Origin of the sequence: Chryseobacterium culicis (genome assembly GCF_002979755.1) — a bacterium.
GTDB classification, from domain to species: Bacteria; Bacteroidota; Bacteroidia; order Flavobacteriales; family Weeksellaceae; genus Chryseobacterium; species Chryseobacterium culicis_A.
Map to the genome: position 1 here is coordinate 955,454 of NZ_PCPP01000001.1, position 25,695 is coordinate 981,148.

The 25,695-nt window shown below is 35.3% G+C and carries 23 protein-coding genes; all 23 read right to left on the reverse strand.

Annotated features, from left to right (window positions below):
- Nucleotides 1-927, reverse strand: coding sequence for a mevalonate kinase (locus tag CQ022_RS04485; RefSeq protein WP_105682160.1), 927 nt, complete (start codon nt 925-927; stop codon nt 1-3).
- A 162-nt stretch (nt 928-1,089) separates the two neighbouring features.
- Entirely contained in the window at nt 1,090-3,255 is a 2,166-nt protein-coding gene (locus tag CQ022_RS04490; RefSeq protein ID WP_105682761.1) for a M12 family metallo-peptidase, read from the reverse strand.
- Nucleotides 3,256-3,379: 124 nt separating this feature from the next.
- Nucleotides 3,380-5,545 carry a M12 family metallo-peptidase gene (locus CQ022_RS04495; protein ID WP_105682159.1) on the reverse strand — a complete coding sequence of 722 codons (2,166 nt, stop codon included), beginning with the start codon at nt 5,543-5,545 and terminating at the stop codon, nt 3,380-3,382.
- 127 nt (nt 5,546-5,672) lie between these two features.
- Complete coding sequence (locus tag CQ022_RS04500) at nt 5,673-7,835, reverse strand: M12 family metallo-peptidase (RefSeq protein WP_228421613.1); 2,163 nt, start codon at nt 7,833-7,835, stop codon at nt 5,673-5,675.
- 177 nt (nt 7,836-8,012) lie between these two features.
- A complete protein-coding gene (locus CQ022_RS04505) occupies nt 8,013-9,503 on the reverse strand; it encodes an MFS transporter (protein WP_105682157.1) in 1,491 nt (496 codons plus the stop codon).
- Between the two features lie 378 nt (nt 9,504-9,881).
- Nucleotides 9,882-11,060 (reverse strand): acetyl-CoA C-acyltransferase, encoded by a 1,179-nt coding sequence (locus tag CQ022_RS04510; RefSeq protein ID WP_105682156.1) that lies wholly within the window; start codon nt 11,058-11,060, stop codon nt 9,882-9,884.
- Nucleotides 11,061-11,119: 59 nt separating this feature from the next.
- A complete protein-coding gene (locus tag CQ022_RS04515) occupies nt 11,120-11,530 on the reverse strand; it encodes a hypothetical protein (RefSeq protein ID WP_123864380.1) in 411 nt (136 codons plus the stop codon).
- A gap of 2 nt (nt 11,531-11,532) precedes the next feature.
- Nucleotides 11,533-11,937, reverse strand: coding sequence for a hypothetical protein (locus tag CQ022_RS04520; RefSeq protein WP_105682154.1), 405 nt, complete (start codon nt 11,935-11,937; stop codon nt 11,533-11,535).
- 298 nt (nt 11,938-12,235) lie between these two features.
- Entirely contained in the window at nt 12,236-13,618 is a 1,383-nt protein-coding gene (locus CQ022_RS04525) for a nucleoside permease (protein WP_105682153.1), read from the reverse strand.
- Between the two features lie 22 nt (nt 13,619-13,640).
- On the reverse strand, nt 13,641-14,240 hold the full coding sequence (locus CQ022_RS04530) for a bifunctional nuclease family protein (RefSeq protein ID WP_105682152.1): 600 nt from the start codon (nt 14,238-14,240) through the stop codon (nt 13,641-13,643).
- Between the two features lie 189 nt (nt 14,241-14,429).
- A complete protein-coding gene (locus CQ022_RS04535) occupies nt 14,430-15,377 on the reverse strand; it encodes an electron transfer flavoprotein subunit alpha/FixB family protein (protein WP_105682151.1) in 948 nt (315 codons plus the stop codon).
- A 41-nt stretch (nt 15,378-15,418) separates the two neighbouring features.
- The gene (locus tag CQ022_RS04540; protein WP_105682150.1) at nt 15,419-16,165 is read right to left on the reverse strand and encodes an electron transfer flavoprotein subunit beta/FixA family protein; all 747 of its coding nucleotides are present in this window, start codon (nt 16,163-16,165) and stop codon (nt 15,419-15,421) included.
- A gap of 150 nt (nt 16,166-16,315) precedes the next feature.
- A complete protein-coding gene (locus CQ022_RS04545; protein WP_105682149.1) occupies nt 16,316-17,023 on the reverse strand; it encodes an SDR family oxidoreductase in 708 nt (235 codons plus the stop codon).
- A 79-nt stretch (nt 17,024-17,102) separates the two neighbouring features.
- Nucleotides 17,103-18,026 carry a T9SS type A sorting domain-containing protein gene (locus tag CQ022_RS04550; RefSeq protein ID WP_105682148.1) on the reverse strand — a complete coding sequence of 308 codons (924 nt, stop codon included), beginning with the start codon at nt 18,024-18,026 and terminating at the stop codon, nt 17,103-17,105.
- 211 nt (nt 18,027-18,237) lie between these two features.
- Nucleotides 18,238-19,158 (reverse strand): T9SS type A sorting domain-containing protein, encoded by a 921-nt coding sequence (locus CQ022_RS04555; protein WP_105682147.1) that lies wholly within the window; start codon nt 19,156-19,158, stop codon nt 18,238-18,240.
- A 209-nt stretch (nt 19,159-19,367) separates the two neighbouring features.
- Entirely contained in the window at nt 19,368-20,747 is a 1,380-nt protein-coding gene (locus CQ022_RS04560) for a dipeptidase (RefSeq protein WP_105682146.1), read from the reverse strand.
- Between the two features lie 157 nt (nt 20,748-20,904).
- The gene (locus CQ022_RS04565; protein ID WP_105682145.1) at nt 20,905-21,177 is read right to left on the reverse strand and encodes a hypothetical protein; all 273 of its coding nucleotides are present in this window, start codon (nt 21,175-21,177) and stop codon (nt 20,905-20,907) included.
- 140 nt (nt 21,178-21,317) lie between these two features.
- Entirely contained in the window at nt 21,318-22,466 is a 1,149-nt protein-coding gene (locus tag CQ022_RS04570; RefSeq protein ID WP_228421610.1) for a class I SAM-dependent methyltransferase, read from the reverse strand.
- A 33-nt stretch (nt 22,467-22,499) separates the two neighbouring features.
- Nucleotides 22,500-22,880, reverse strand: coding sequence for a GxxExxY protein (locus tag CQ022_RS04575; RefSeq protein WP_105682143.1), 381 nt, complete (start codon nt 22,878-22,880; stop codon nt 22,500-22,502).
- A 75-nt stretch (nt 22,881-22,955) separates the two neighbouring features.
- Nucleotides 22,956-24,119 carry a methylmalonyl-CoA mutase family protein gene (locus CQ022_RS04580; RefSeq protein ID WP_105682142.1) on the reverse strand — a complete coding sequence of 388 codons (1,164 nt, stop codon included), beginning with the start codon at nt 24,117-24,119 and terminating at the stop codon, nt 22,956-22,958.
- Nucleotides 24,120-24,204: 85 nt separating this feature from the next.
- The gene (locus tag CQ022_RS04585) at nt 24,205-24,561 is read right to left on the reverse strand and encodes an FtsB family cell division protein (protein ID WP_034697620.1); all 357 of its coding nucleotides are present in this window, start codon (nt 24,559-24,561) and stop codon (nt 24,205-24,207) included.
- Between the two features lie 3 nt (nt 24,562-24,564).
- Nucleotides 24,565-25,179: a uridine kinase gene (gene udk, locus CQ022_RS04590; protein WP_034697618.1), complete on the reverse strand. Its 615-nt coding sequence runs from the start codon at nt 25,177-25,179 to the stop codon at nt 24,565-24,567.
- Between the two features lie 208 nt (nt 25,180-25,387).
- Nucleotides 25,388-25,693 (reverse strand): ATP-dependent Clp protease adaptor ClpS, encoded by a 306-nt coding sequence (locus CQ022_RS04595; protein WP_105682141.1) that lies wholly within the window; start codon nt 25,691-25,693, stop codon nt 25,388-25,390.
- Between the last annotated feature and the right edge of the window lie 2 nt (nt 25,694-25,695).

Genomic DNA, 25,695 nt, shown 5'->3' on the forward strand with positions numbered 1-25,695 from the left:
TTAAAATCTGTAAATCACTTCTTTTTGGAAGCCTTCAAGCATTTTTTCTGCTTTTGCGTAGTCTTTGGTAAATCCTAAGATGTAACCACCTCCACCGCTTCCACACAGTTTCAGATAATAGGCATTAGAATCCAGTCCTTTTTTCCAGATATTAAAAATACTTTCAGGAATCATAGGGCGGAAATGTTCATACGCCCAGTGAGAAAGCTTTTTAAGATTTCTGAAGAATGGATTCATGTCTTTTTTAAGGAAAGATTCAATACACGCATTATTGTAACGGATAAACTCTTCCTTCAGGGTTTTACGGAAACCTTCTGTTTTCATTTTCTCAAAGAAAATTTGAATCATGGGCCCGGTTTCACCCGTTATTCCTGAATCAATCAGAAAAATTGCCCCTTTTCCTTCTTCTCCTTCGGGAATATTTACCCTGTCTAAATTTTCTTTATTTTCAATGAGAATTGGCAGATTCATGTAACAGATCAATGGATCCATTCCTGAACTTTTCCCATGGAAATAGCTTTCCATTTCTCCAAAAACAGCTTTTAATTTCTTAAGATTATCTTTTGAGATATTCTCAGGATTAAGTTTACTGACTGAATATTTTTCGAAAATAGCAGCTACCAAAGCTCCGGAACTTCCTACTCCATATCCTTGAGGAATATTGGAATCAAAGAAAAGTCCGTTTGAAATATCATTTTTGAAGCTCTCAATATCCAACTTAAAATCATCGGAAAGATCAAGGGCTGTAAGAAAGTCTGAATATTTCTGCAGATGTCTGTTGGAATTAAGTTCAAATTCAGAACTTAAATCTGAAAATTTTAAAGTTCCCTTATAGAAACTGTAAGGTACTACAAGTCCCTGGGAATCTTCAATCATTCCATATTCTCCAAACAGAATTATTTTTGCATAAAATAAAGGGTTGGTCATATTGACAATAAATCTTTTTGCAAAGTTAAAAATTATTCCGCTGAATATAAGCAAAACTCAGACCGAAATATGAGTTATTTAAGTTTACAGCATTCTTTTACCGATTAAAAGTAAGAAAAAAGCCTGAGAATATCAGGCTTTTATAATAAATTTATTTAGAAATTACTGTTTGATCAATTTTTTGTTGATTGTCTGCTTCTCTGTTTCAATGCTAATGACATAATTCCCTGTTTGTATGGAAGATAGATTGATCTCTGTTTTACTTCCTTTCAGAGAAGAAGCTGATGTTACCAATCTTCCCGCTTCATCAAACATTTTATAGGATTTTAAATTTTCTTTGGATGAAATGATGATCATTGTTTTTGCCGGATTCGGGTAAATTGAAACGGTATTGTTATTTGTTTCAATATCTTCAACTCCTAAAAACTTGCATAAAAATCCGGCATTCCATCCGTTTGCTGTACCTGATTCATTGGAGAAAAACTCAACGGTAATAGCTCCGGTAGGATCTGTAGATACAAATGGCCCGGGAACCAAAGAACCCGTAAGATTATTTCCATTCGGAAACAATGGAGATCCGGCTGTAGGTCCATTATATACATACATATAGTCTTTAAAACTTTCTAAATTAAATTCACTGAAATGCAATGTCAGTTTGGAATTGGAAAGTGGGTAAAAAGTTTTGGTTAACTTTTCGTTGTTACTATACCCTCCGGAAAGACCTCCGGAATCTGTAAACCGTACCCCAGAACACCAGTTTCCATCTGTTAAAAATGTTCTGTGTTTCTGAAATGCCAATGGACCTGAGCATTCGCTTCCTACAAATAAATTGTAATACGTGTTCGGTTCAAGATTGTTTATTATAAAGCTATTAGAATTAGTAGTTCCTGATTGTACAACTGTGCCGTCAATTTTACAAAGTCTGTATCTCCAGGATGACAGACTTCCATCCATAATAAAAATATTTGCTGAGTTTTGAGTTACATCAGAAACACTGACATCCAGTACGGTAATCTCACATGAAGAAGTACAGTTTGTTCCAAGACAAGATTTAGAATTAATGATACTTCTTATAAGTTCTGCAGGTTGTGCCCCAAAACCATTACTAAAATTGATTCCAGTTCCGGCAACTAAATGACAATAGCTCATTATGGTTCCTCCTGAGCTTCCCGGAATTGGTCCGGGACATGTACTGCCTTGAGATCCGGCCTGAGCTCCACATCCATCAATAGCAGTATTATTACCATTCCATGCACAGGCGTGGGTATGGGGAGACCCTAAGCCATGTCCCATTTCATGGGCAATTATAAAAATATTCCAGGAAAACAATGGAAACTGTTCATAATATGAACGAACAGGAGAAAAGCAATATTTCAAATCTGAGCAAAGTGAATTCAGATAGGCTACGCCTGTACTTGAAGGTGAAACTATTAAACTGGCAATATCTCCGTTAAACAGAGGTCTGTTATTGCTAAACATTGCTAAATTCGCATCATGTCCTCCTGTATAAGGATCTGGGGTTGTCCAGACATAAATTTCACTTAAAGATATCCGGATATCATCATTAAAATATAATGTTTCGACATTATTATGCATAGCAGTCATCCAATTAACGGTGGATGTTACATTAAAACCATTATTTTCGTAAGGTTTATATCCTACTTCATAATAAGTCCTTACGCAATTATCAGTTATTGTCTTTTGGGTAAGCTGATCAGGCTGAAGAGAGTTTTTTTGCCCTTTGTTTCCCATTATTTCATCTGCCTCGCAAACAAAACTGTTTTGTACTGTTAGTTTATTTTCTGAATAACTTACAAAATCTTCGGAGTCTTTAAGCTTACCAATAACAACATTCCCCAGAGCAGGAGTTGAAATAACTCCGACAATATCATTGTCAAAAAAACTAAAAGCTGCAAGAGATTCATCATTCCCTTTCACAATACCCCGATAATAGATTCCCGGCTTGTAAGAAACCCGTTCATCTTTTTTAGTTTTTACATTAAAACCATCAGCAAAAATTGATTTTTTATATAACTGAACTGTTATTTCTTTATTTCCATCAAAAGGAAAAGATACTTCAAGAAACTCAGGGCTCTCAAGCATCAGTTTTTTAAGCTGAGCCTGATCAAGTTTAAAAATAGCTGCATCGGTTGCTATCCTCTTAAGATCAGACAAATCACCTGTATTTTTCAGATCAAATAAGCCATAGGTATGGCTACGAACCTTTAATTTTTCATACTCATGGATTTTGCGAGCTAAAGGTTTTAAATTTTGGGCAATACAAAAGATACCCCATAAAAAGGAGCTGAATAAAAGGAGTTTTCGCATTATTAATTTTTTTATTAAAAATACTACAAATACTTTAATTTTCACTAAAACAATCATGAAACATAAAAAAACCATAACAAAATATCTGCTATGGTTTAAATATGCATTCTTTTTTTATTATTAATTATTGTTTGATCAGCTTTTTGTTGATTGTCTGCTTCTCTGTTTCAATGCTAATGACATAATTTCCTGTTTGTATGGAAGATAGATTGATCTCTGTTTTACTTCCTTTCAGAGAAGAAGCTGATGTCACCAATCTCCCCGCTTCATCAAATATTTTATAGGATTTTAAATTTTCTTTGGATGAAATAATGATCATTGTTTTTGCCGGATTCGGATAAATTGAAACGGTATTGTTATTTGTTTCAATATCTTCAACCCCTAAAAACTTGCATAAAAATCCAGCATTCCACCCGTTCCCCGTGCCATATTCATTGGAGAAAAACTCAACAGTAATAGCTCCGGTAGGATCTGTAGATACAAAAGGCCCGGGAGGCAACGTACCCGTAAGATTATTCCCATTCGGAAATAAAGGAGATCCGGCTGTAGGTCCATTATATACGTACATAAAGTCTTTAAAATTCTCTAAATTAAATTCACTGAAATATAATGTCAGTTTGGAATTGGAAAGTGGATAAAAAGTTTTGGTTAACTTCTCATTGTTACTATATCCTCCGGAAAGACCTCCGGAATCTGTAAACCGTGCTCCTGAGCACCAATCTCCATCTGTTAAAAATGTTCGGTATTTTTGATAAGCTAAAGAACCTGAACATTCACTTCCAATGAATAAGTTATAGTAAGTATTTGGATCCAGATTATTTAAACTAAAGCTGTTGGTATTGATTGTTCCTGACTGCACAATTGTTCCATTTATTTTGGAGAGTGTATACTTCCATGCTTGTGAAGCTCCATCTATAATAAAGACACTTGCTGAGTTTTGTGTAACATTGTCAATACTGAGATCCATTACCGTTACTTCACAGGAAGAAATACAGTTAGTACCCAGACAAGCTTTTAAATTAATGGTTTTTCTAATGAATTCAGCGGGTTGTGGCCCAAATCCGTTACTGAAATTGATTCCAACTCCGGAAATTAAGTGACAATAACTCATTATAGTCCCTCCGCCACTACCAGGAATTGGCCCGCTGCATGCATTTCCCTGATTTCCACTTTGGGCACCACATCCATCAATAGCAGTATTATTACCATTCCACGCACAGGCATGGGTATGCTGAGAGCCTAGATTATGTCCCAATTCATGGGCCGTAACATTGACCGTCCAGGAATACATCGGAAATTGCTGGTAGGTTACCGTAACGGGTGAGTAACAGTATCTCACATCTGTACAGAGTGAGTTAATATTGGAATAACCGGTACCAGTAGGCGAGATCACTAAGTGAGCAATATCACCATTAAATATAGGCCTGCTATTGCTAAATACCCCTAAGTCCGGATTATAGTTACCTGTATAAGGATCTGGTGTAGTCCATACATACATTTCACTTAAAGCTATCTTAATATCATCATTAAAATATATTGTTTCAACACTGTTATGGATAGCGGTCATCCAGTTAACAGTAGCAGCTACATTATAACCATTCCCCTGATAGGGTTTATAACCTACTTCATAAAATACCCTTACACAATTTTCTGTCATTGTTTTATGGGTAAGCTGTCCTGGATCAGGTGGTGGTAATTGAGTTTTATTTTCTTTCAATTCATCTACACTACAAATGAAACTATTTTTTACCGTCAGCTTAGATTCTGAATAACTTATAAAATCACTCGAATTCTTTATTTTTCCAAGTATAATATTTCCCAAAGCTGGTGTTGAAATAATCCCTACCACATCATTATCAAAAAAACTAAATGCTACTATAGACTGATCATCTCCTTTAACAATTCCGCGATAGTAAATCCCGGGATTATAGGATACCTCTTCATCTTTTTTCGTTTTTACTTTAAAATCATCAGTGAAAATTTGCTTTTTAAAAAGCTGAACAGTGATTTCTTTATTGCCATCAAAAGGAAAGGATACTTCAAGAAATTCAGGGCTTTCAGCAAGTAATCTCATGAGTTTGGGTATATCCAGGCTTAAAACAGTAGCATCAGTTGCCGTTTTTCTTAAATCAGAGATATTATCCGTGCTTTTCACATCAAATAAGTCATACTTAGGAGCACGGTAGTTTAGCTTTTCATATTCATGGATTTTTTGGGCTACAGGTTTTAGATGTTGCCCAAAACAAAAGATGCCCCATATCAATGGGCCAAATAGTAAGAGTTTTCGCATTATTAATTTTTAATAAAAGTAACACAAATACTTTAAGTTTTTACAAAACAATCATAAAATATAAAAAAAACCATAACAGAAAGTCTGCTATGGTTTAAATAAATATGTATTATTTTTTTATTATTAATTACTGTTTGATCAGCTTCTTGCTGATGGTCTGCTTTTCTGTTTCTATGGTAATTACGTAGTTTCCTGTCTGAATTGAGGAAAGATTTATTTCCTGTTTATTTCCTTTTAAAGAAGAATTAGAAATCACCAGTCTTCCGGCTTCGTCATAGATTTTATACCCTTTTAGTCTTTCTTTTGAAGAGAGCATTATCATATTTTTGGCAGGATTCGGATATAGATCTATTGAGTTATTTTTTATATTGATGTCTTCTACTGCTAAAACATTGCAAGAGAAATTCACATTCCATCCATTCTCTGTAGCGGCTCCATCGGAAACAAATTTTACTGTTATTGCCCCTGAAGGATCTGTTGATGTAAACGGACCTGGCACTGTATTTCCACTCAGATTATTTCCGTTGGCGAATAATGGGGAAGCTGTAGAAGGACCATTGTACACATACATAAAGTCATACCCCTGTTCAAGATCGAATGCTGTAAATGTCATTGTCATAGCGGAACCAGGAGTAGGAGAAAATGTTTTTACAATTTCTTCATTATCTCCATATTGACCTGTTGAACCTCCTGTGTCTAAAAACTGAATTCCGTCACACCAGGCTCCATCAGTTAAAAAGATTTGTGATAGCTGGAATGCATTGGGTCCACTACAATCTGTTCCTACACTTAATCTATAATAAGTGGCTGGCTGAAGGTTGGTAAAGTTAACAGATGGCGTAGTTGTATTTCCTGATGATACTGCTGCTCCATTAGCAGTAGTTAATTTATACTTCCATGAAGTTGAGGATGCATCTGTAAAATTAGCATTTGCTGAAGTCTGTGTAATGTTGTTAACTTTAAAGTTGGTGATGGATGTAGCACAAGATGCTGTACAGTTGGTACCCAGACACCCTTTTGAATCTACTGTATTTTTAATCAATGTTCCTGGCTGTACACCAAAACCATTCGCAAAATTAATCCCTACACTGCTTACCAAATGGCAGTAGCTCATAATCGTACCACCACCTGCCGGAGGAAGGGCCGCTGTACATCCTTCGTTATTTCCTGAAGCAGGGCCGCATCCGTCAATAGCTGTATTATTACCATTCCAGAAACAAGAGTGTGTATGTGGTGACCCTAAATTATGTCCAAGTTCATGGGTCATAACTTCTATATTCCAGGAATAGGTAGGTACATTTTGATAATTTAAATTCATTCCACAATAAGAATATTTATAACTGGTACATAATGAATTAACATATGCGATACTTGTTGTAGCCGGATTTCTTAATAACTGTGCCACATCCCCATTAAAAGTAGTTCTGGTAGTTCTAAACTGGTTCAGAATTGCACTTGGTGAACCTGAATAAGGATCAGTAGTTGTCCAGACAAAAACTTCACTTAATGCTACATTCACATTTTCATTGGCATATAAAGTGGTAACGTTATTATGCATAGCAGTCACCCAATTGGTGGTAGTTGTAGTATTGCTTCCGTTTTGGGTATAAGGCCCAAACCCTACTTCATAGTATATTCTTACGCAGTTATCCGTTTTTTTACTGGTGGTATTATTAGGATTAAAAACAGGTCTCTGGGTCTGGTTTTCTTTCAATCCGTCTACCCCACAGGCAAATGGATTGGCACCTGTTAATTTAGCATCTGAATAGTTTACAAAATCTTCAGAATTTTTAGCTTTTCCCAGTACTATATTTCCTAATTCGGGGGTAGAAGCAACTCCTACAATATCATTATTAAAAAAGCTAAAAGCAGCAATAGATGCATTATCACCTTTTACAATACCCTGATAATAAACTCCCGGTGTGTAGTCTACTGCTTTTCCTTTCTCTGTAACTACTTTAAAATCGTTGGTCAAGATCTGATGTCTGTACATTTCAACGGTGATCTGCCTGCCTCCGTCAAAGGGAAAAGATATTTCAAGAAACTCAGGTTTTTCGGTGATTAATCTTTTCAGTTCTGAAGACTTCAGAGACATCACCGTGATATCTGTTGCAGCCCTTTTATATTCGGCTAATTTATCTGCATTTTTATCTATCTCAAATAAATCATAGCTTTTAAGCTCCGATTTCCCATTATGATATTCCGAAACTTTTTGCGCAACCGGTTTTAATTTTTGAGAAAAACCCATAACACAACATTGTAAAAAACAAACTAATAGAAACTTTTTCATGATTTTGATAATTTATCATTTTTACAAATAAACAAAAAAAATCAAAACATAGTGAAAAATCCTTATTATATTCTATTATTTATGGAAACTACATAAATAAATTTAACCAAATCACTAAATGAATGTTTTTAATTCATTAAAATAAAAAAAGACGTTAAAAATAACGTCTTTTAATTTTTATAAAGTTTCTCTATCGGTTCTCATTTTGACCTTCAGGAATCGTATTAAAACTAATCCTGCTGCAAAAAATATGGTCATTGATAAGGCCGCGATACGCATATTATTGAAATGTTCAATTAATGTTGCAAAGATGAATGTTCCGATGATAATGGCAATTTTCTCCAATACATCATAGAAACTGAAGTACGTTGTATTTTCCATGGAATTTTCCGGAAGAAGTTTTGAGTAGGTAGATCTTGACATTGCCTGAAGACCTCCCATTACCAAACCAACTACGGCAGCTACTCCATAAAACTGGTATTCTACTGTAGGATTTTCTTTGTTCAGGAAATAAGCCCAAAGACATGCTACAATCCAAAGGATGATGGCAATTGAAATCACATTTTTGTTACCAATTCTCTTGGATAGTCTCGAGAAAATAACTGCTCCGATGATCGCTTCGATCTGAATCACCAGAAGGGTTCCTATCAGTTTATCCTGAGCAAGATTGATCTCACTCTTTCCGAATAAAGTTGCCATAAGGAAAATTGTCTGCATTCCTACACTGTAAAAGAAGAAACTTGACAGGAAGAATTTCAGATTTTTATCTTTGAAAAGCTCTCCTCCTACTTTAAACAGTTCATGAAAACTTTCTTTTGCAATATCTTTATAGAAGCTCAGATTATCTTTAAACACCTCAAAGAAACCTCCCTGCTCTTCATGTTTTTTGAAAATATTCTTATAATTAAGCAATACTAAGTCTTTAGGAAGTTTATCTTTCACATCCCCAAATTGAGGAAGGTGTTTGAATGTGTATTGAGAGAACCCAAACCACCATGCTCCCGTTAACAGGAAACTGATTCTTGTAAACAATAGCTGCTGGGCTGCTCCTTTGGCAAAAACCTGAATTAAAACCAAACAGATTACCACTAAAACTACGGAACCAATATATCCGTACACATATCCTCTTGCAGAGAGCGCATCCTGCCTGTCCGGTGTGGCAATATCAGGAAGGAAAGAATTATAAAATACCAGACTTCCCCAAAAACCTACGCTGGCCGTAATACTGAATAATAGCCCCAGAAATACGTTATGCATCCCTGTAAACATTGCTAATCCCATACATGATGTTGCACCGAGATAGCAGAAGAACTGCAGGAAAGATTTTTTGTTTCCGATGGTATCAGCCAAAGAAGATAAAAACGGTGACAGTAATACTACAATAAAGAATGATATGGTAAGTGAATATCCATATACAGCATCCGGCTGATATTCTTCTCCGAAAATTTTGATCATATGTCTTACCGGAACATCTATCCATGTTTTTGTTTCCGCCACATATTCTTTTTTCTCGTAAGCAGTGGTTAGGATGGAGTAATAAATGGGAAAAATGGTAGAGGTAATAACCAGGGAATAAACGGAGTTTGCCCAGTCATATACAGCCCAGGCTTTCATAATCTTAGGATTATTCTTTATGTTTTTAGGCTGTCGATTCTCAGTTTCAGACATTTCAAATATATATTAGTAGCACAAAAATAGAAAAACTACGGAATATTCGGCGGTTTTTAATTTTATTTTGAAAATAATAATTGTAAGCCATTGAAATAATTCAGCAAAGTTTTCCTCTTATTCCGTCTAATTACACTGAACAAAAACCTCCAATAACCAGATTCTGTATTATTTTTTTTCAATAGACTCTCTTTTTGGACAACATTCATGATCAGGAAAAGCTTCTCTGCTATAAGAGATATATGACCGGAAATTTTATATCATCAACCTGAAGGCATCGTTGGAAGACAGCAACGTTCTATTTTATAACCAAAAAATCGGGGTTCTTGAACCCCGATTTTTATATCTGAAACCATAAAATATGGCTGTATATGTCAATTATAAGTTTTCAATTACAATTGCAGAAGCTCCACCACCACCGTTACAGATAGCAGCAGCCCCATATTTTGCATTATTTTGCTTCAATACGTTAATTAATGTAACAATGATTCTTGAACCAGAACTTCCCAGTGGGTGTCCTAATGCTACAGCACCTCCGTTTACGTTTACTTTAGCAGCATCTAATCCTAAGATTTTATTGTTTGCCAATCCTACTACTGAGAAAGCTTCGTTGAATTCGAAGAAATCGATATCAGAAATCTCTAATCCTGCTTTTTTAAGAGCGATAGGTAAAGCTTTTGCCGGAGCTGTTGTAAAGTTTTCAGGCTCATGAGCTGCATCAGCATAAGAAACAATTTTAGCAAGAGGTTTTAATCCCAATTCTTCCATTTTTTCTTTAGAAACAAGGATCAATGCAGAAGCACCATCGTTCAGTGTAGAAGCGTTTGCTGCTGTTACTGTACCTTCTTCTTTTTTGAAAACGGTAGGAAGTGTTGAAATTCTGTCAAAGTTTACTGCTTTGTATTCTTCATCTTCAGCAAAGATTACAGGCTCTCCTTTTCTCTGAGGAATAGAAACCGGTACAATTTCTTCACTGAATTTACCTTCGCTCCAAGCTTTTGCTGATCTTTTGTAAGATTCTACAGCGAAGTTATCCTGATCTTCTCTTGTGATGTTATAATCTACGGCACATTTTTCTGCGCATACTCCCATATGTACTTTGTTGTATACGTCTGTAAGACCGTCAAGCACCATACCGTCAAGCATTTTGATGTCACCTAATTTTGTAGCTACTCTTGCATTGTAATAATGAGGAACTAAAGACATATTCTCCATACCTCCTGCCACAATTACTTCTGCATCACCAGCTTTGATTGCCTGAGCCGCCATTGTTACAGCCTTCATTCCTGAAGCACAAACTTTATTTACGGTAGTAGATGGTGTATTGATTGAAAGACCTGCTCCTAAAGCAACCTGACGAGCCGGCGCCTGGCCTTCTCCTGCCTGAAGAACATTTCCCATATAGATTTCCTGAACATTATTAGGATCCATACCGATTTTATCTAATGCACCTTTTACAGCAGTTGCTCCCAATTTTGTAGCTGGAACTGTTGATAAGCTTCCCATAAAACTTCCCATTGGTGTTCTTACTGCGGAAACAATGAATACTTCTTTCATGTATATAATTTTTATTTTAAGCTAAAACGGAACAAATGTTCCTTTTTTATAGTTAGAATTTATTTCACTTTTACGTATACCATATCAAATTGGGTTCCCTCAATTTTAGTATTTACTTTCAGAAGATTATCCTGAGTAGCTACTATTTTATTGTTGAAGACATCCCCTATTTGTGCGGGAGCATTTTTATCGGATTTCTCCATGACGATTGCTTTATAATTACAATCATCAATAAAAACCAATGTGGATTTGATATAATCTTTTCCATTATTAAAATATTCAGTCTGAACATTATCTTTAATGGTCATGTACCATATTTCTTCCGGGTAATTGGGCCTTACGAACTTCCCTTCTTTTATATTAGCACATTTCGGCGGATTATCCGGTTTTTTCTGTTCTGTTGCCTGGGCATGAACCTGCGTGGCTGCCATCAACAAAATTCCTACTGAAAATATTTTTAAGGAGTTCATTTTTATATCTGTGTTCTATTGTTTACTTTTTTGTTTCCTCCTGCAATTACCATTAGAAAAGCGCCTAAAAATTCTACAGCCCAGCCCCATTTCAATTTGACGATTCCTGCAAAAGTTTCCTGCCATGATTTGAATGGTAAAAAGCTAAAATATTGCAGCGACTGCATTTTCACAGCAACTAAGGTAAATCCGAATAAAAGAATAAGCAGGATACCAAAAAACCTAACGATTCTGACACTGTTATTCACAATTCCAAAAACGGCACATGCGGAAAAAATCCAGCAGGCAATAGCCAGATAATGATCAAGCTTCCAATAGTTCCAGTTCCCGATGACAGGCACATGTACCAAGGGTAAAAAGCTGCCTACAATGACTAACAGTAATCCTAATAACTGAATATTTTTCATATTTACTAAAGTGCCAAAATACAAAAAAAAACACACTTTTAAATAGTGTGTTTTAAAAATAGAAATTCCGCACCCGAACACTTGTTAGTTATAAAAAAGATTCGATATTTTTAATTATTACACAAAGAAAAAAGGAATTTATTATCAAATTAAAAATGAGTATTTACTATTTCTATACCGATCTGAAGTCCAAATTTTTCTTCAGTCAACCTTTATTTTATAAAAGGATATCTGAAAAATAAAAAATTGCATCTTTTTTCAAAAATGCAATTTAATATCTTAAGAATGTTAGTTTTAATTAATGTTTAACTGATGAAACATCTTCCGGGTTGTGTTTATGTTTAAACAAAACGGCAAAGAAAATCGCCAGTATTAATGCATAGATTGCAAAAGAAAGCCATATCTGCTGCCAGTCTTTTACCATCACTATAGAGGAAAGAGTTCCATCTGAATTAACAGCAGCATTAAAACTCTTCTTTAAAATCTTCAGGAAAGTAGGATTATCAGGTGTTGTTTGCAGATAAGCAGACAGATCTGAAACCGTTGTAAACTTATGGGTAAAGAACTTATCAATAGCCCATCCTGCGGCATAACTTCCGAAAACCGCTCCAAACCCGTTAGTCATCATCATGAATAATCCCTGAGCCGAAGAACGTATTTTCTTGTCGGTAGTCGTTTCCACGAAAAGTGACCCTGAGATATTAAAGAAATCGAAAGCCATTCCATACACGATACATGAAAGAATGATTAACGAAAGTCCGAATCCGTCCGGCACACCATACGCAAAGAACCCAAATCTTAAAACCCAAGCCAGCATTGATATCAACATTACTTTTTTAATTCCAAATTTCTTCAGGAAGAAAGGAATTGCCAAAATAAACAGGGTTTCTGAAACCTGAGAAATTGACATAATGATGGTAGATCTCTTTACTACAAATGAGTCTGCGTATTTAGGAAAATGAGCAAATTCACTTAAGAAAACATCTCCGTATGCATTGGTAAGCTGAAGTGCAGCTCCCAAAAGCATTGAGAATAGAAAGAATAATGCCATTTTATAGTTTCCGAACAGTTTGAATGCATTCAAGCCTAATTGTTCAGATAATGGTGAATTCTTGTCTATTAGTTTTTGTGGTGGACATTTTGGAAGTGTAAGGGCATAAATTCCTAAGAAAATTGCTACAACACCTCCGATATAAAACTGTCCTTCTGTTTCTTTGTTCCCACTAAGATTTGTGATCCACATGGCAACAATAAAACCAATAGTTCCCCATACACGAATCGGTGGAAAGTCTTTCACCACATCCAGATTATTATTTTTCAGGATTGTATAAGAAATTGAATTAGCAAGTGCAATAGTAGGCATGTAGAAACACATGGCCACAAGCATTACCGAAAAGAAGGAATTTGGATCTGCAGAATGAGGTAATATGAAAAGAATAACCCCATAAAGAATGTGTAATACTGAAAATATACGTTCCGCATTTACCCAGCGGTCAGCAATAATTCCAGTAATGGTTGGCATAAAGATAGAAGCAATTCCCATTGTTCCGAACACAGCTCCAAACTGAGTTCCTTCCCAATGTTTTGTGCCAAACCAGAAGTTTGCCATCGTAATCAGCCATGCACCCCAAACAAAAAACTGGAGAAAACTGAGGATGGTCAGTCGTAATTTTAAATTCATAGTTTATATAAAAAGTATCTCTTTAATCAATTTTCTTTTTCCTCCTCTTGATTTCTTCCTGGATTTCAAGGGCGGTATCATAGTCTTCTTCTTTAACGGCTTCATCTAATAATTTCTGAAGCTCTTCCATAGAAAGAGATTTCAAGTTATCTTCTGTCTGTACAGTTTCTGAGAAAGATTGATCTTCTTTGGCAACATCTTCCAGTTCCAATAAAATCCCGGCTTCATTCAAAACCTGTTGTGTTGTAAATATAGGCGCGTCAAATCGTACGGCCATTGCAACAGCATCGGAAGTTCTGGCATCAAGGATCAGTTCTTCTTCCGTTACTTTATTTTTAAAGTTGATATTTGAAAAGAAAACTCCGTCTACAATCTGATAGATAATGACAGAAATCAGCTCATAATTGGCAGAAACTATAAATTTAGTAAATAAATCATGAGTAAGAGGACGCGGTGGATGAATATCTTTTTCCAGCCCAAGAGAGATAGACTGGGCTTCGAAATTTCCTATAACAACAGGTAATTTTATATGTGTTTCTTCATGCTCCAGTAACAATGCGTACGCCCCTGATTGAGTCTGGCTGTACGATATTCCGCGAATAATTAGCTGTTTATAATCCATAGCTACAAATATAGATTAATTTTTTATTGTGTTTTCACTTTTTTACGCAAAAATAAAAGCCCGGAAAGCCGAGCTTTTATCTGTATTGTTGATGATTGTCAAACGTTAATAGTGAATTTTGCTTCGCAAGTGAATTATTTACTTAAAAATTGACGAGTAAAGCGAATTGACTATTCACAATTCACTTTCTTATCCTTTTATTGCTTTAATTTTCTCTGTTAATGCAGGAATAATCTGGAAAGCATCTCCTACTACTCCGTAATCAGCAGACTTGAAGAATGGTGCTTCAGGATCACTGTTGATAACAACAATCGTTTTTGAAGAGTTTACTCCAGCAAGGTGCTGAATTGCTCCTGAAATCCCTACAGCAATGTAAAGGTTGGGTGCAATTGCTTTACCCGTTTGTCCTACGTGCTCTGTGTGAGGTCTCCATCCGATGTCAGAAACCGGTTTAGAACATGCTGTAGCAGCTCCTAAAACGTTTGCTAAATCTTCAATCATTCCCCAGTTTTCAGGACCTTTCATCCCTCTACCAGCAGAAACAACAACTTCAGCTTCTTTAAGGTCTAATTTACCTGAACTTTGCTCGTGAGAAATCACTTTAGTATCTTCATTCGCAACCGATAAATTTTTCACTTCTTCTGAACCTGATACTGCATTTTCTTTAACACCAAAAGCGTTTTGAGAAACCGTAACAATTACTCCGTTTCCTTCAGCTTTTGCATGCATGAAACCTTTTCCTGAGAATGCTCTTCTTTTTACCTGGAAAGGAGAAAGGCTTTCAGGAGCTTCCAATGCGTTTGTAATTAAAGAGTAGTTCTTCATCACAGCAAGCATAGGAGCAATTGAAGAAGCATCAGTAGTGTGAGGGAAAACAATAGTATTTCCGTCTGCTACTTCATTTACAGCCTGAGCAAATGCTTTTGCAGAGAAGTTTTTAAGACCTTCGTCTTTGATATTGATAACGTTTGATGCTCCATATTTGTATAATAAATCTGAAGAATCTGTTGGGTTTACAGAGATTGCCGTAACGGTATCTCCCGCTTTATCAGCGATAGCTTTAGCATAAGAAACTGCTTCGAAAGCTGCTTTTTTGTAAACTCCGTTTATATTTTCTGCGTATACGAATACTGCCATTGTTTTAAATTTAAAAATTAAAAGATTGAAAAATTTAAAGATTAGATTACTTTAGCTTCTTCGTGAAGTAATCTTACCAATTCATCCAGGTTGTCAGGAGAAACCATTTTCACAGCAGCTCTTGGAGGAACGCTGTCATAAGATACTCCCTGAACTTTTACTTCTGAAGAAGAAGGCTCTACTACCTGAAGAGGTTTTGTTCTTGCAGACATAATTCCTCTCATATTCGGGATGATAAGGTCTTTTTCATCTACTAATCCTTTCTGACCTGCAATAACTGCCGGTAATTTTACAGAAATAGTTTCTTTACCTCCTTCAATTTCTCTTACTGCAGTAGCTTCGCTTCCGCTCACGTCTAATCCTACTGAAGCGTTTACGAAAGGCTGGTTCAATAACTGAGCCACCATTCCCGGAACTGAACCTCCGTTATAATCAATAGATTCTTTTCCACAAAGGATAAGATCATATCCTCCGTTTTGAGCTACTGCTGCAATTTCTTTTGCTGTAGCATAGCTGTCTTTCGGATCAAGATTTACTCTTACTGCATCGTTAGCACCAATAGCTAAAGCTTTTCTGATTACAGGTTCTGTAGCAGCATCACCTACGTTGATTACTGTAACTGTTGCTCCCTGAGATTCCTGAAGTTTAACCGCTTTTGTCAACGCAAATTCGTCTAGAGGGTTGATTACCCACTGAATTCCGTTCTTGTCGAAAGCAGATTTATCTGCTGTAAAGTTAATTTTGGAAGTAGTATCCGGAACACTACTAATACAAACTAATATTTTCATGTGTACTATTTTATTTTTTCCCTTTTAATGCATAAAATCATGACAGTTTATGCAGAGATTTTGTTTGAATTAATTTTTGCTAATATAAATAAAAAATATATTATGCATGCATAATACTTATTAAATTATTATTCAATACATTAGATGTAGTTACTTAGCTGGTTTCGTTGCCCTAAACTCTATTTTACTTGGTAAAACTCTTGGATTCATCTTTAAAATATCCAATATAAGATTCCCCATATCTTCAGGCTGAATCTTCCAGCTGTCTTTTTCGGATGGAAGATTTCCATTAAAATGAGTGGCCACCGATCCAGGCATAATCACTGTAGACTTGATATTGTATTTTCTTAAATCAATCATGGCAGCCTGTGTGAAACCTACCACTCCAAATTTGGAAGCGTTGTAGCCTGTTCCGTTTTCAAAGAAATTAGCTCCTGCCAGGCTGGAAATTGTAATATAATAACCTTCCGTCTTTTTCAGTTCTTCTACGGAGGCTTTTAAGGTATAAAAAACACCTGTCAGATTTGTTTCTATCATATCATTCCATTCTTCTGCCGTAAGTTCATCTACAGGCTTAAAAATCCCTAATCCTGCATTCGCAATGATATAATCTAATCTTCCGAACTTTTCAACGGTATATTTTATCGCTTCTTGTTCGCTTTCCAGGTTTCTTACATCGGAAACAATTCCCAATACGTTTTCTGAATATTGTTTAAGCTCTGCTTCTGCCTTTATGACATCGTCTCTCTTTCTTCCAGAAAATGCTACAGAAATCCCATTCTCTAGTAAAATTTTCGCAATTCCGAAACCTATCCCTTTGGTTCCTCCTGTTATATAAGCGGTTTTATGATTTGACATATGATTGAAATTTTAATGCTCTAAAATAACAAAAACGCTCCAATTGGAGCGTTTTGCTGATCCTAAGATTTATCAGGATTTATTTTTTAATAAACTTCTCTGTAAAGTTTCTTCCTTCTGTTTCCACATTCAGTAAATAAGCTCCGGAAGATAGGTTTCTTACATTTACCTGATCTCCGTTCAGGGTTGCATCTACTCTTTTTCCTGACATATCATACACTTCAATATGTTTGATTTTGTTAGGCGTTGTGATTTTTATCACTTCGGTAGCCGGGTTTGGATAAATAGATAGCTTCACATCATTCTTTACCGCATCTTTTGTAGATAATGCCGCTTCATTATTGATTTTGATATTATCGATATAGGCAGAACCTCCATAATTATCGTGTACAAAATCCATCCTGTTGATATTGTTATTGCTGTAAGGCTGTCCTGTATAGATAAGAGCATCATTTACGAAATACTGTATTCCTGTAGCCGTAGAAACTATTTTCACTCTGTACCATGTGTTAGCATTCCAGGTTTGGTTAGTATCTACTAAATTAGCAGAACCAGCGTTTGCAATTAAAATTTTCCCGGTGTAAGAAAAATCGATATACGTAACAATCCCTCCAGCTCCTGTAGTACTTACAGTTCTAAAAACGAAATCTGAGCTTGATGTACTTTTTTGTGTAAGTCTTACATCAAATGACTTTGTAAAGCTATTATAGGTTAATGGTGCAGCAAAAGTATAAAAACCACCCATTACAGGACTTTGCTGTGGACCAAAATCCGCATCTGGTGTTATTTTAAAACTATTTGAACCTTGGGTTGCAAATTCAGCTGATACCACCTGGCTTGTCAAATATACCGGCGGTACTCCCCCATCATTAGTAGTAACCCAGCCCTGCTGGCTATTAATATTTCCTGCTGTAAATCCTTCGCTGGCTTCAAAAGAAATGGTCTGCTGAGCAAAAGACGATAGGGAAATCAACGAAATTGCGAAAATGTAAAGTTTCTTCATGATATTTTTTAGTTTTGAGCAAATATATACGTTTTAAACCTAAAAAGCAAAATGAATGAATATTTTACACATATTAACAAATTAACATAATATATTTTAACCAAATCAAATAAAGATATTAAATCTATAGAAAAGCAGTATTTCCAAAAATTCATCCTTACCTACAACAGCAGACTAAAAAAAACACAAGTTTTACCATGAATAAAATAATTTATCTGATGATCACTTTTTCAGTAAAATTTCTTGCTTCCGTTTTTATATTGACCATATATACTCCTGCAGACAAACCTTTTACCTCTATTTTATTATTGTTTACCTCTGTCCTTATGAGCTTTCCTGTCTCATCATAGAGCTGTATACTTTTTACTTTGGTATTAGAATTAACAGTAAGGAAATCAGTAGCAGGATTAGGATAAAGCGATATTTCTCTAGAAGCTGCTTTGGAATCTTTAACACTCATTACCCATAGCTCGCTATTAATTTTAATATTATCGATGTAAGCTGATCCCAATGAATTATTATGTACGAAACGAAGCTGATTTATATTCAGAGAACTTGCTGCTGTTCCTGTATAAATCAGCACATTATTGAGGTAATATCTGATATCTGTGGCGCTACCTACTACTTTTAACCGATACCAGGTATTGGGCAGCCAGGCGGAAGGTGTAGAAATAAGTTCCTGTATACCAGAGGCTAAGTTAAGAATCTTCACTAATCCGGTTTTTTCAAAATCCAGTCTCACAACAAACTGATCATCAATACTGTTTATTCCCTGAAAACCAAAATCAGAGCCGTTGAGCTGTGATATATTGATGTCGAATGATACAGAGAAATTAGTGTTGGCCAGTGGTGCTGACAGGTTATAAAATCCTCCGATAACAGGGGCAGTCTGGGTTCCGTAAGTATTTTCTTTTACAATTTTCAGGGAACTGCTTCCATCACTGGCTTTATCTGTACTGATCATCTGATGGGTTACATTTTCAGGAAATCCACCTGTAGGAGTACTGATCCACCCCGCTTGTCCATTGATATCTCCAACACTGAATCCTTCGGCGGATTCAAAAGAGATGGCTTGCTGGGCAAAAACACACATTGATAATAGTAAAAATGCAATTGAGTAGTATTTTTTCATGGTAAATCAAGTTTTGTATTAAAAATATAAACTTTCCATGAATGGTGAAATAATTTATTGCAAATAAAAAATAACACTTTTATTTTCAGTGAATTTAATTTTAAAATCATTAAAAAATCCTTCTGAAAAAGGACAATGGTACGATATAAAACAAAAAAATAAGGTATCTCTTTTGCAGAAATACCTTATTGTCTATTATTTTCGTTGAATTATTTTGAATAATTTTCAAAAAACATAGGGATACTCTCAATTCCTTTATAGAAATTGAACAATCCGTAATGCTCGTTTGGAGAGTGGATTGCATCAGAATCCAACCCGAAGCCCATCAATACTGACTTAGCTCCTAAAACCTGCTCAAACATAGCTGTAATAGGAATACTTCCTCCTCCTCTGTATGGAAGAACTTCTTTTCCAAATGCTGATTCCATTGCCTGTTTTGCTGCAGCAAATTCTTTTGTATCTGTTGGTAAAACATAAGGCATACCTCCGTGGTGAGGGGTAACTTTAATTTTTACTGTATCCGGAGCGATCTTTTCAAAATATTTCGTGAATTTTTCTGTGATCTCCTGAGGAGTCTGGTAAGGAACCAAACGCATTGAAATTTTAGCAAACGCCTTTGAAGGAATTACCGTTTTAGCCCCTTCTCCTGTATAACCACCCCAGATTCCGTTGCAGTCTAATGTAGGACGAATAGAGGTTCTCTCTAAAGTTGTATATCCTTTTTCACCTTCGATATTGCTTAATCCGATTGATTTTTTGAATTCTTCAGGATTGTCTTTCAATTTGTTCATGTCTGCTCTGTCTGCATCAGAAACGGTTTCTACATTATCATAGAATCCGTCAATGGTAATATGACCGTTTTCGTCAATCAGATTTGCGATCATTCTTGAAAGAACGTGAATAGGGTTCGGCACAGCTCCCCCATAAAGCCCTGAGTGCAGATCTCTGTTTGGACCCTCCACCTCTACTTCTACATAACTTAAACCTCTTAATCCTGTTGTAACAGTAGGTTGTTCGTTGCTGTAGATATGAGTATCAGAAATTAAGATACAGTCACAAGCTAATTTCTCTTTATTTTCATTTACCCAGTCTCCTAAGCTTACAGATCCTACTTCTTCTTCTCCTTCTAAGATAAATTTAACATTGCAAGGAAGAGCATTGGTTTTCATCATGGCTTCAAAAGCCTTCAGGTGCATGAAAAACTGTCCTTTATCATCAGCAGACCCTCTTGCGAAGATTGCTCCTTCAGGATGAAGTTCCGTTTTCTCAATATAAGGCTCAAAAGGTGGCTTTGTCCATAATTCCAACGGATCTGCCGGCTGAACATCATAGTGTCCATATACCAATACTGTAGGTAAGCTTTTATCTAAAATTTTCTCCCCGAAAACAATTGGATATCCTTTGGTCTGGCAAACTTCAACATTATCAGCGCCTGCATTTTTAAGGTGTGCTGCCACTACATCTGCACATTTCAAAACGTCTTCTTTATACGCGGGATCTGCAGAAATAGAAGGAATTCTCAATAACTCAAATAATTCATCCACGAAACGCTGTTTGTTTTCGTTAATGTAATTTAATGTCTCTTGCATTGTAAAAATTTATTTTGTTAAAATTAAAAAAAATGCCTGGCAGGGGCAAACAAAAAGAAAGGATTTTCCCAATGTTATGCTAATGAGCCCTATAGCGATCTGTTTTAATAAAAAATGCCCTGCAGAAACAGGGCACTTATATATTTTGTACTTCTAATTAGTGTTCAGCTTTTGGAGCCTTTTCAGCTTCAGCAGGTTTTGCCGCCGCAGTACTGTCTGTTTTTGGAGCAGCAGCTTCTGGTTTTGCGTGAGCTTCTTCCTTGTGCTCTGTAGCAGCAGCTTCATGTCCGTGAGCTTCTCCCTGAGAATCATCAGAATATCTTTCTACTCCTTCTTCAAGTTTCAAAGTACCTTTGTTTCCTCCTTGCGGAACTTTCTTACAGCTTACCGCAACCGTTGCAATCGCTAAACATATAACTAATTTTTTCATATGTAAAATTATTTTTTTTAAAAGGTAATATGAAGCCGCCCTATTTTTAGTCTATTCCGATCATCCAAACAGTAAGCGATTTCATGCTTAAATTTTTGATTGCCCAAAAGTAAGAAATCCTGCTTTTTTCGGCAACATTTTTATACTGATTTTAATATTATTTTCCCTTTTTTGGATTGGGTAAAAATAAGATACTGGTCGCCTCCGTCTTTTAAACCATATTTCTTTTTGATTTCTTCAGGTTTTAGAGGGTAATTTTTTGAAATAATATTAAACTGATCTTTCTTTTTAATGCTTTTAGAATCAACAAGTTCCATTTCAATAATTCTCCCGGGAAAGTTCCCGATTCTTTCATTAGAAGTGTAAAGATGACTGTTGGGATGCAGCTTTTTTACCCCGAATTTCTGTGAAATCAAATTAAAAACCCCAGCCTTCAAAATGGAATGATTGGGAATATAAATATATTTTTCAGGCTCAGAATATTCAGATTGGGCAGTTTCTTCTTCCCCAAAAGTAAAGCTAAAGACAGATTCACTGTGCTCAAGATTCACACAGTGACAAATAATCTTCTCTGTATTTTCGTTGGAAAGAAATACTACGACTTCTTTAACATCATTTTTCAGAGCAATAATATCAATCCTTGAAATCCCATCTAATACTGAAACCAGATATTTAAGATCAATAAGCGGAGATAGCTTAATCACTACCTGATCGGAAATAGACCTTAATTTCGTCTGAATCTCAAGAACGTCCGGAGACAAATCTTCTAACAGAAATACTTTATTTTTTTGCTGGTCTCTTCTTGCCGGATCCAGATAGATAACATCAAAATGTTCCTGATTTTCCTCCAGAAAATCTTCAAGTTTTTTGTTAATGAATCTTGCCTGGCGACCCAAAGTATTCCAATTATGGGTAACAATCTCCAGAAGCTCTGTATTTTGCTCTATTAATGTAACATCGTTAAAGTTTTGAGATAGATAATAGGCATCAATACCAAAACCGCTTGTCAGGTCAATGAATGTATTTCCTTTTAAAATTCCGGATTTGTAAAGGGCTGTTTTTTCAGATGACGACTGCTCCAGATTAAGCTGTGGCGGAAAAAGGATGCCTTCTTTTAAAAGAAATGGAAATTTTCTTTCTGCGACTTGTTTTCCTTTGATCTGCTGTACAATTTCATGCATGGAAACCTCTGGAAATGGAGATTTTTTCAACAGTAATGTATGTAAATCTGTATTCAGATTTGCATTGATGTAGTTTTGAATTTCTTTATTTGATAGTTTATTTCCCACAGATTTCACAAATTGCACAGATTATGATGCTTATTAAATGTTTCCGTTTATTTTTCGAATAATACTTTTATCAATATAATCAGTATTGAAATTAACCAGTATTCCTAATTTCAGTTTGGTTAATTTTAAATAAGTTAACAGTTGCTTGTGATGAACATTAATTATTTCAGGAATTGATTTTATTTCGATGATCACTTTGTCTTCAACAATGATATCCGCAATAAAGCTTGAGTCAATAGAAACTCCTTTAAATGTTATGGGTATTGGAACTTGGGTTTTAACGCATAAACCGTTATTTTTTAATTCAAGTGCCAAGACTTTCTCATAAACTTTTTCCAATAAACCTGGTCCCAACTCATTATATACAGAAAAAATAGATTTCCTGATATAAAAACTTATCTCATTTTCATTCATTTGTGTATAATTTAGTTTCTACAGTTCACCTGTAAAAATCTGTGTCATCTGAGAAATCTGCGGGAACAATACAGTTTATTCAAACATTTCAGCCCAGCGAACGGCTTTTATTTCTTTTTCGTTGTAAAGATCTCCGATAGACTTTTTAACGTCTAATTTAGGGTACAGATTCACTCCGATAAGCTTTATTTTCCCTTCTTCAATCCATTGCTGTTCTTCAATGGCGTGATCATAAATCTTTTTCTGAACAACTCCCTGTTTCAATAGCTCAAGATAGCCTCCTGCTTCTTCTATTTCAACAAATAAAGCCCATGCTTTTTCAGCAAACTGCTGGGTAATATCTTCAACATAATAACTTCCATTAGAAGCATCTTCAAATACATTGATAATACTTTCGTAAGCTAAAACAATCTGTTGCTTGAAAGAGATTTCCTCCGAGTTATCCGTACTTCTGGCTACAAGATAATTATTGGAGAAAACAGCGTCTGCCCCACCGATCATTGCAGAAGCAAGCTCCAGTGTAGAGCGGATCAGGTTGTTTTCATTATCAGAAATGGCTTTATTTCGCAGCGAAGTCTCCGCGAAGATATAAGGAACTTCATCCAGTCCGTACTCTTTTGAAAATTGATTAAAAATGATTTTAAAAGCTCTCAGTTTAGCCATTTCAAAGAAATAGCTTCCTCCTACTGCTATTCTGAAGATCAGTTTATTTAAAATTTCAGCTCCGTAAGCTTCCACTAATTCCTTAGCTTTTGCCAGGGCAATACCAAGCTGCTGATAGATAGCAGCTCCGGCATTCTGATGCAGAGAAATATCAACACAGATGTTTCTTTTAAAGTCTTTTGACAGTAATTCTTTAACCAGCTGATCATCAATATTTCCTTCTTTTTCATTAAAAACATCAATCAATGAAAAATACTGATCTTCTTCTTTAGGACTGATGTGTCCTGCAAGATCTTTATTATTAACAAAAAGAGTTTTCTGATCAAGGTTTTCTACATTCTGATCCAGAATAAATGCAAATACTTCATCTTCTAAACTTTCATGGTATCTTGCTACCAAATGGGTACTTTCTTCCACTCTGGGCAGGTTTACCAAAGGCTTCTGAACCTCCGTATAAAAAGGCTTCACCTCTACTCCTTCCAGATTCTGTTTTTCTAAAACGGGGTAAATATCCTCTGTTTTAAGCTGTTTTTTGACTAGATTTTCCCAGTTTGAAAGTATATCTGTATTTGACATTAGTTTTTTTATTTGTGAATGGTCAATGTGAATTTTTAAATACTCAAAATACATTTCATCATTGACACCATTCTATTCAACTTTATTACTTTTTAGCGACTTTTGTACTGTCTACTACCAGAATGAAGATCTCTTCATTCGGTTTTTTCATAAAATAATTTTCTCTTGCATACTTTTCTTTCTCTGATTTGTTGTTCATCAGTTTTTTATAAAAAGCATCATTTTTCTCATATTCTTTTTTATAATAATCCAGCTGGTCTTCATATTTATGAATCTCACCATTCAGTTCATTAATTACAAGAAATGAGGTTTTATCGAAAAAAATCATCCATACCAAAAACAGACAGATCGTAATGGTATACTTATTCAAAACATATTTCTGGATAAGTTTGAATGTTTCAGATTTCGGCTGAATGTCTTTGATAAGGTTGTTTTCTTCCATTTTTTAATGTTTTTTCAACGAATTTTTAATAACAGTAGTTAAAAAATCAATCGCTACGGAATTCTGCTTCATGTTGGGAATAATAAGATCCGCATCATTTTTAGAAGGTTCAATGAATTCCTGGTGCATTGGTTTCAATGTGGTCTGATAACGGTGTAATACTTCGCTCAGATCTCTTCCTCTTTCCTGAGTATCTCTCCTGATCCTCCTGATCAGTCTTTCATCAGAATCTGCATGAACAAATACTTTCAGATCAAATTCTTTCAGCAATTCTTTGTTGGTAAGAACAAGAATTCCTTCTACTACCAATACATTTTTAGGTTCTACAGTGACATGATCTCCTGTTCTGGAATGCGTAACAAAGCTATAAATCGGCTGTTCAATAGACTCATTGTTTTTTAAAGCTTTTACATGTTTTATCAGTAAGTCAAAGTCTATAGATTTCGGATGGTCATAGTTTAGAGCTTCTCTTTCCGTCAATGTAAGACCCTGGTTGTCGTGATAATAATTATCCTGAGAGAGGATATTCATTCCCTCAATATCAAGCTGCTGAAGTATCTTATCAACAACTGTAGTTTTGCCGGATCCTGTACCACCGGCAATTCCTATTACAAGCATTGTTTTTTTGTTTCTTTATAGTTGGTACAAATATACTATTTTAGATAAAATATGACAATGTAAGAATATTGAGAAATTAAAAGATTAAAGCATTTAAAGATTAAAAGATTTCCCGGAATGTGACGGTTCTTTGTGATCTATTGTTATTACTCGATTTTCACCTCCGGATTTAATAAAAAAATCCGACAAATTATTGTCGGATTTTATTTTATACGATTTCGCTTGTTAATTCGCGCGAAATTAATTTTTCATGCATAGGCTTCAACACATCCATTGAGCCCGTTTTTACGGTACATTTACCTTTGTAGTGAACAAGTATTGTACATTGCTCTGCCTGTTCAAGGCTATGTTTACAGATTTCGATCAGGCAGTCTATTACATAATCAAATGTATGAATATCATCATTATGCAGTACCAGTTTATATACATCATCCGTATCATCCAGAACGAGGACTTCTTCTTCGTACTGACGTTTTGGATTTTCGTAGTCTTTTATGCTGTTGTAAAAATTCATTT